The sequence below is a fragment of the Desulfurobacteriaceae bacterium genome, from assembly GCA_039832905.1.
GTDB lineage: Bacteria > Aquificota > Aquificia > Desulfurobacteriales > Desulfurobacteriaceae > Desulfurobacterium.
On record JBDOLX010000015.1, the window covers coordinates 1 to 6,038 of the forward strand.

The 6,038-nt window shown below is 36.6% G+C and carries 7 protein-coding genes; 5 read left to right on the forward strand and 2 right to left on the reverse strand.

Translation table 11 applies throughout. From position 1 onward, the window contains the following. The 5 genes from ABGX27_00895 to mtaB all read left to right on the forward strand — a co-directional run. Positions 1 to 201, forward strand: a 201-nt coding sequence (locus tag ABGX27_00895; protein MEO2068055.1) for a hypothetical protein, incomplete at its 5' end; no start/stop codon positions are given. 39 nt (positions 202 to 240) lie between these two features. Next, positions 241 to 1,908 carry a carbon starvation protein A gene (locus ABGX27_00900; GenBank protein ID MEO2068056.1) on the forward strand — a complete coding sequence of 556 codons (1,668 nt, stop codon included), beginning with the start codon at positions 241 to 243 and terminating at the stop codon, positions 1,906 to 1,908. Next, positions 1,892 to 2,161 carry a hypothetical protein gene (locus ABGX27_00905; protein MEO2068057.1) on the forward strand — a complete coding sequence of 90 codons (270 nt, stop codon included), beginning with the start codon at positions 1,892 to 1,894 and terminating at the stop codon, positions 2,159 to 2,161. Before ABGX27_00900 ends, ABGX27_00905 begins: the two co-directional genes overlap by 17 nt. Continuing rightward, positions 2,151 to 3,050 carry an ArsA family ATPase gene (locus ABGX27_00910; GenBank protein MEO2068058.1) on the forward strand — a complete coding sequence of 300 codons (900 nt, stop codon included), beginning with the start codon at positions 2,151 to 2,153 and terminating at the stop codon, positions 3,048 to 3,050. Before ABGX27_00905 ends, ABGX27_00910 begins: the two co-directional genes overlap by 11 nt. A 49-nt stretch (positions 3,051 to 3,099) precedes the next feature. Further along, the gene (mtaB, locus tag ABGX27_00915; protein MEO2068059.1) at positions 3,100 to 4,386 is read left to right on the forward strand and encodes a tRNA (N(6)-L-threonylcarbamoyladenosine(37)-C(2))-methylthiotransferase MtaB; all 1,287 of its coding nucleotides are present in this window, start codon (positions 3,100 to 3,102) and stop codon (positions 4,384 to 4,386) included. On the opposite strand, the gene ABGX27_00920 is transcribed toward mtaB, so the two are convergent. Both ABGX27_00920 and ABGX27_00925 read right to left on the reverse strand, forming a co-directional pair. Further along, positions 4,383 to 5,564, reverse strand: coding sequence for an FAD-dependent oxidoreductase (locus tag ABGX27_00920; protein ID MEO2068060.1), 1,182 nt, complete (start codon positions 5,562 to 5,564; stop codon positions 4,383 to 4,385). The two genes, mtaB and ABGX27_00920, sit on opposite strands and share 4 nt — an antisense overlap. After that, positions 5,561 to 5,830 (reverse strand): hypothetical protein, encoded by a 270-nt coding sequence (locus tag ABGX27_00925; GenBank protein MEO2068061.1) that lies wholly within the window; start codon positions 5,828 to 5,830, stop codon positions 5,561 to 5,563. Before ABGX27_00925 ends, ABGX27_00920 begins: the two co-directional genes overlap by 4 nt. Positions 5,831 to 6,038 lie beyond the last annotated feature (208 nt).

The window sequence follows — 6,038 nt, forward strand, 5'->3', positions numbered from 1 at the left end:
AACCTTGCTGTTTTAGACCTTTCAAGTTTTAGATGTGGACACGATGCTCCTATTTATTCTTTAATAGAGGAGATTATGGAAAATAGCAATACTTCTTATTTTACGTTTCACGAAATAGATGAGAATAGACCACAAGGAGCAATAAAAATAAGGGTTGAAACCATTGACTACTTCTTAAGAAAGAGAAAAAGAAGTTTTTGATATATTTCCTTTGTCCGAAATCCGAAAGGAGGACGACAGATGATTACCATTTTATTTTTAGGGGCAATTATAGTTTTTGTCTTGGCTTATAAGGTCTATGGAAGGTTTCTAAGCAGAAAAGTTCTAGAACTTAACGATGAAAATAAGACTCCTGCTCACACCTTAAACGATGGAGTTGATTACGTTCCAGCTCCTGCGCCAGTTCTTTTAGGACACCACTTCTCATCTATTGCCGGCGCTGGTCCAATAGTTGGTCCAATAACTGCAGCATCGTCCTGGGGGTGGCTACCTGCTTACATATGGATTCTAATTGGAAACATCTTTGTAGGTGGCGTTCACGATATGAGCTCACTTGTTGCCTCCATAAGAAATAAAGCAAAATCCATAGCAGAAATTGGAGGGGCTTATTTAAGCAAAAGGGCAGGGTTTATCTTTAAACTCTTTATATGGTTTGCTCTCCTTTACGTAGTGGCAGTTTTTATCAACGTTGCACAAATTACTTTCAACGCTAAGATGCCCATGATAGAAGATGGAAAAGTAGTTAGTTTTCTTCCAATCGGTGGAGGAGTGGCAACATCTGCTCTAATCTATATCATCTTAGCAGTAGTTTTCGGTTTTCTCGTTTATCATAAAAAGAAAAGCCTTAAGACTTTAACTTTTATTTTTGTCATCTTGGTCTATCTTGCTGTTTATATTGGTCAACAGTTTCCTATACATCTTTCTCCAAATGTGTGGAATGTTCTACTTTTAATTTACGTTGCGGTAGCCTCTGTTACACCAGTTTGGATTTTACTCCAACCGAGAGATTACCTTTCAAGCTTTTTACTTTATGGAGCTGTAATTGGAGCAGGTCTTGGAATTATTTTCTCTTTTGGAAACTTTGAAGTTAACCTTCCTGCCTATAAAGGTTTTACATCAGACATAGGTCCACTTATTCCTCTACTCTTTGTTGTTATCGCCTGTGGTTCTATATCCGGTTTCCACTCTTTGGTTGGTTCTGGAACAACATCTAAGCAACTTGATAAAGAAACCGATGCGTTAAAAGTTGGATACGGAGCAATGCTCTTAGAAGGAATAGTTGCCGTTATGTCAATTATCTTCGTTATGGTTCTTTCAACCCAAGAGCTTGAAATCTTAAAGAAAAACGTTGCTGCAATTTACGGAGAAGGTATTGGAAAGTTCTTAAGCGTTTTTGGAATTCCCCACTACATAGGAATGGCATTTGGTATGCTTGCTCTATCGTCTTTTGTTCTCACAAGTACCGATACAGGAACAAGGCTTGCAAGGTACATCTTCACAGAGTTAACAGGGATAAAAAACAGATTTTTAGCTACAGCAATTTCACTAATAATTCCTGCAATTCTTGTTTTTACAAAATACGAAGATCCTGCGACTCACAAGCTTTTACCGGTATGGAAAGCCCTTTGGCCTGTTTTTGGAGCGACAAACCAGCTTATTGCAGCTTTAGCACTTTTTGTAGTTATGGTTTGGTTAATAAAAACCGGCAAAGGAAAATACTGGTTTGTGGCCGGTATTCCTGCCGTTTTCATGGGAATAATCACAGTTTGGTCTTTAATAATGTTATTTATCAAGTGGAAGTTTTCCCTTGTTGGTATTGCAGCACTTTTACAGGTTGCCTTAGCTGTTTGGGTGTTTGTTGAGGGAGCTCTTGCTTTAAAGAGGCTGAAAAATGAAAGATTGGCTTAATTTTTTTAAACTTTTCTTTAAAGGTACCTTTAGCGATTTAGCAACGGAGAAACTTCAAGCTAAAGCTAAAAACTTAAATGATGACTTCCTTCTACTTATCTTAAGTGAAAGGATAGGGATTCCTAACCCTATGTATTACTATCTTGTAGAGATCCTCCCTTACGTTGCTAAGGATATGAAAGGTTGGAACGTAAGGATGAAAGATACAAAAACCATTCTCAATAGGATTTTTGGAGAACTTGGTGAACCTTAAAGAGAAAATTTTTTTCTTTTCCGGCAAAGGTGGAGTTGGAAAAACAACTCTCTCTTCGGCAATAGCTACCACCTTTGCTGACATGGGATTTAAGACTCTTCTTGTTTCTTTGGACCCAGCCCATTCTCTCTCTCTTACTTTAAATGTAAAGGGACTAGATAATATAAAAAAAATAACTTCTAACCTCTATGCTCTTGAGATTAACGTTGATAATGAAATGAAAAGTTATCTTAAAAGAGTAGAAAAGGAGACTGAAAGAATAGTTAGTCCTGTAATCTTTGAGGAGATAAAAAAACAGATAGAGCTCGCCTACTACTCGCCCGGAGCTTTTGAACTTGCAATTCTTGATATTATTCATAGAGTAGTTTATGAGTCTAAAAATTTTGAAAAGATAGTTTTTGATACTGCCCCTTCTGGATATACCTTAAGGCTTGTGTCTTTACCATCGGTTTTTAACGATTGGATAGATGGATTAATAAACTTGCGAGAGGAAGTTGTAAAATATGAATTTTATGGAAACCTTGAAGAAAAAAGAGAACTTTCAAAGGTTATAGAGAACGATGATGTTATAAAAATCTTAAAAAGAAGGAAGGCACAGTTTGAGTTATTGAGAGAAGTTTTTCTGGGAGAGGAAACGCTTTTTGGAGTGGTGTTAATTCCTCAAAAATTACCAGTAAAGATTGCTAAAAGGACGTTAGAGGAGTTAGAAAGTTTAGGAGTAAAGGTCAACTATCTTTTTGTTAATAAGGTCAAGAGTGAGAAAGAGGTAAAAGAGGTAGAGGAAAATATCCCTAACAGAAAGCTTATATTGATTAAGGAACTAGAAAGAGAACCTATTGGAATTAAATCTCTCCTTTCAATAGGCAGAGAAGTTTTAAAACAATTTTAAGTTTAAACCTATATTTCAAATAAACACTTTGAAAGTTAAGGATAGATAAATGAAGAAAGTGGCTTTTTGTACATTTGGATGTAAAATGAACTTTTTTGAAACAGCTTATATGGAAGAACAGTTTAGAAAGATGGGATATGAGATTGTCGATTTTTCTGAGAAAGCCGACATATACATCATAAACACATGCACAGTTACAAAACTTGCAGATTCTAAGTCAAGGAAGGCAATAAGAAGAGCCAAAAGACAAAATCCCAGCGCTTTAGTTGTTGCTACAGGTTGTTATTCTGAAGTGTATAAAGAAGAAGTTGAAAAGGTTGAAGAGGCCGATCTTATTACTGGAAACTTAGAAAAGTTTCAAATAGTTGACCTTATTGAAAAAAGATTAAAAGGAAATTTACCAAGGATTTGTGTCAAAGGAGTTTGGAACGAGAAAAACTTTTATCCATTAACAATCAGAAGTGTTGAAGGAAGAACAAGAGCCTTTTTAAAAATTCAACAAGGTTGTGAACTCTTTTGTTCTTATTGTGTAATTCCTAAGGCAAGAGGACGAATGCTAAGTCTTCCACTAGATGAAGTTATAAAACAAGTAGAAGAGCTGGTTGACGCAGGCTATAAAGAAATAGTCCTTACAGGAACACATCTTGGAGCTTACGGGATTGATCTTAAAGAGAACATAAACCTTGCAAAGCTTTTAAAGAAACTAATAGAAGTTCCTAATCTTTATAGAATAAGAATTAGTTCCGTGGAGCCTATGGAGTTTGACGATGAACTTATAGAAGTAGTAACCTCTTCAGAAAAAATAGCACCACACCTTCATATCCCTCTTCAGAGTGGAAGTAACAGAATTTTGGATTTAATGAGAAGAAGATATAGCAGAGAAGAATACAGAAATGTTATAGAAAAGATTCTCACTAAAAACAATGAGATCTGTATCGGTACAGACGTAATGGTTGGTTTTCCTACTGAAAGCGATGAAGATTTTGAGGAAACAAGGAAGTTAATAGAAGAAATACCTTTTGGATATTTACACGTTTTTCCCTACTCTCCAAGAAAAAGAACGGTTGCATACAAAATGGGAGATACTGTACATCCTTCTAAGAAAAAAGAAAGAGCAGAGATTTTAAGGGAATTGGGGAAAGAAAAAAGTATTGCTTATAGAAGCCGTTTTATTGGAAAAAAACTAGATGGTTTGGTTTTAGAAGGTAAGAAAGTTTTAACAGGAAACTACATAACTTTAAAAGTTGATAAGGAAATAAAAGCTGGTGAAATAGCAAACGTTGTTCTAGAAAGCATTGGAGAGGAAAGGGAAGAGAACTATGGGAAAGTAATCTAGGGTCTATCAAATCCGGGGATTCTTGGTATTTTTCTTAGTTTGCTGTTCTTGAAATACCATCCCCAAAGTTTCTTTATGTGATGCCCAATTACTGGTAAAGGTAACATAACTGAACGTTTATCATCTCTATAAACTAAAGCTCCCCCCATCGTTCCCATATCCATTAGACAAACTATACTCAAGTGGCTTAGGTATTCTTCCCTTTTATTAAATCCCTTCTCCTTGTAGTAAATGTTCCTTGCCACAATCCTACCCATAACTTCTGCTAAATGTCCTTGTTTTGCCTTCCAACTTGGACCATCTATTGCAGCGCTGTCCCCGATAGCCCAAACGGTTTCATTGGTTCCTACAACTTCGCAAGTTGGATTTATCTTTACAAATCCTGCTTCATTCAGGGGAAGATCCGAGTTTTTGAAAACCTCGTGTCCGGTGCTTGCAGGAATGAACATCGTTAAGTCCGACTTTAACTTTGATCCATCCTCAAAAACGATTCCATCTTTCTGGAATTCTTTTATCCTCTTACCAAAGTGTTTCTTTATTCCAAGTTTATCCAGCATTTTGTAAGCTTTTTCTGCGTTCTTTTCTCCGAGTCTTATTCCTGGTTTTGGCATAGGAGCAAAGAAGGTTATCTCAAAGTTCTTTCTTAGTCCAAGTTTTCTCAAGTAAACATGTAGATTAAAAGCAAATTCAAAAGCAGGACCACCTCTAACCCCGCTAGGATCCTGGGGGTTCCCACCAAACCCAACAGCTATCTTTCCATCTCCCCTTTTTACAAGTTTTTCTATTTCTTCTCTCAGTTTTAGAGCGTCTTCCGGATTTCCACAGATGGAAAAGGTGTTTTCTATTCCCCTATGTTTAACTTTGCTTCCTCCGATAGCAATTACCAAGTAGTCATAACTCCTTTCTGCTCCACTTTCAAAAAAGACTCTCCTTTCTTTAGTAAGTATCTTTGAAACTTTGTCTTTAACGAATCTAAATCTGTTTCTTTGAGCTATTTCCTCTAAGGGAACTGATACGTCCTCAAAAGAGTACTCGCCAGTTGGTATCCAGATGGAAATAGGGTAGATGTAAAAAAAATCCCTATCCGAGATAAGCTGAACATCAAAACCTTTAAAGCTTAAAGCTATTGCAGATTCTACCCCCCCTATTCCTCCTCCAAGAACCAAGACCCTTTTCATCTTTCCTCCCTCTGCCAAAATCTCCATCTCCAACCGTTACCTCTACCACCTCTTCTTCCACCACATCTTCCCCAGCCATTTCCTCCTCTTCCATATCCTCTTCCATATTCTCTTCCCCATCCTCCCCTACAACTTCCATCGCTTCTAACTATGTTGTCACTTCCACACTTTGGACATTTCAACATCCACTTCGGTTTTCCGAAAGGTTCTTCAAAATGAGTTTCACACTCTAAGCAGACAAACTCTCTCTTAGGTATAACTTTCATAGTTAGCACCTCCTAACTTAATTTTAATCTTAAATTAATCCACATTTTCCGTAAAATCAACTATAATTCTCTGAAATTTCACCTTAAGGTGTAGAAGTTGAAAATAGAAAAAAGAATCCCATCAAGATACGGACAAGAGAGAATCCTTGAAATATTAATGAAGTTTAGAGCCCCTCTCATTGTTGGTCTTTTAGCTGTAATGATTTCT